Here is a 1,159-nt window from a genome sequence, read left to right as displayed (position 1 = left end):
GCCCCGCGCCCGCCAGCGCCAGCGCGGCCAGCACGACGGTCACCAGGGCAGTGAGCACCCGCAGGCGCATCGGCGGGTGCGGCATCGTCGTCAGACGACGCCCAGGCGAGCCATCAGGTCGGCATCGATCCCGTCGAGCTGCGTGGCGATGGCCGAGTGAGCGGACCGCCTGCGCGTCGACGGCATGTTCTCGGCGGCGGTCACCGCGGCCGACAGATCGCTGAGCCGCTCGGTGATCGCGGCGACGAACTGTTTGGTCTCCGCGTCCTTGGGCTTCTTCTCGGCGACCAGCCGCAGGGACTGTTCGGCGCCGGCGATGCGGGCCGACAGTTCGGCGCCGTGCCCGGAGAACTGGCCGAGCTGGCTGAGTGGGACGCCCAGCCGGTCGGCGCGCCGCTCGTCGACGAGCCCGCGTGCGGCGATCGACGCCCGGTACACAATCGGAACGGCGATCGGTGCCAGCAAACGCGCCACGGTCAGCACCCGCCGAATGCGCGTGGCGGAGAACAGCTTGCCCTCCCTGGCGGCTTTGAGCTGTGTCTCAGCAACCCGCAGGGCAGCCCGGTCGCTGTCGCGCTGGGCGCGCAGTTGAGCCTTGAGCGCCCGCGTCTCGGCCTTGTTGGCGGCCTTGATCCGGCGCGTCTCGTTCTTGGCGGAGAGCTTGGCCTCCATCTTGGCCTTCACCTTGATGGCCCGGGCCTCGGCCCGGCGGGTAGCGCGGCTCTTGCGTCGCTTGAACAGGGCCATCCCGGCGTGCCTCCCGGTTGATTCGTCACTGGATGCGCGTGCGGCCACATCGCCGCGGAACAACAGTATCGTTCGAGCACATCGCCGCCCTGCCGCGCCCCTGCGGGCGGCCGGGCCTATTAGTTGCAGTAGCAAACCGTGACCACGGATTATGCGACAATCGGTGGACCGCCAGAGAGGCCGGCGGGCGGGGCTACGAGGGGTGGTGGCGGAGTGGGATCGCGCGTTCGCGTCGCCACGTCGGCCGGGCTGGTGGCTTCCGGCCTGTTCCTCACGGGTCTCGGCGGAGCGATGGCATTTGCCGGGCCCGATCAAGGCCGCGGCGGGGACGGTCGCCAGTCGCAGGACTCCCGCGGTGATGACCGCGCCGACCGCGGCGACCGGCCCGGTCGCGACGGACCCGATCGCCCCG

Annotated in this window: 1 protein-coding gene; it reads right to left on the bottom strand. The window is 71.4% G+C overall.

Features of this window, described 5'->3' with window-relative positions:
- Positions 1-90: 90 nt before the first annotated feature.
- Entirely contained in the window at positions 91-747 is a 657-nt protein-coding gene (locus tag Q2100_RS31330; RefSeq protein WP_264015215.1) for a DUF6474 family protein, read from the bottom strand.
- Positions 748-1,159 lie beyond the last annotated feature (412 nt).

This window comes from Mycolicibacterium arseniciresistens, from assembly GCF_030519285.1.
Lineage (GTDB): Bacteria > Actinomycetota > Actinomycetes > Mycobacteriales > Mycobacteriaceae > Mycobacterium > Mycobacterium arseniciresistens.
The sequence above is the reverse complement of the archived record's forward strand: the minus strand, read 5'-3'. Positions and strand labels throughout refer to the sequence as shown.

Bases quoted from the DNA above. Each gene is read 5' to 3' on its own strand.
- Q2100_RS31330 (WP_264015215.1), bottom strand. From the start codon at position 747: ATGGCCCTGTTCAAGCGACGCAAGAGCCGCGCTACCCGCCGGGCCGAG.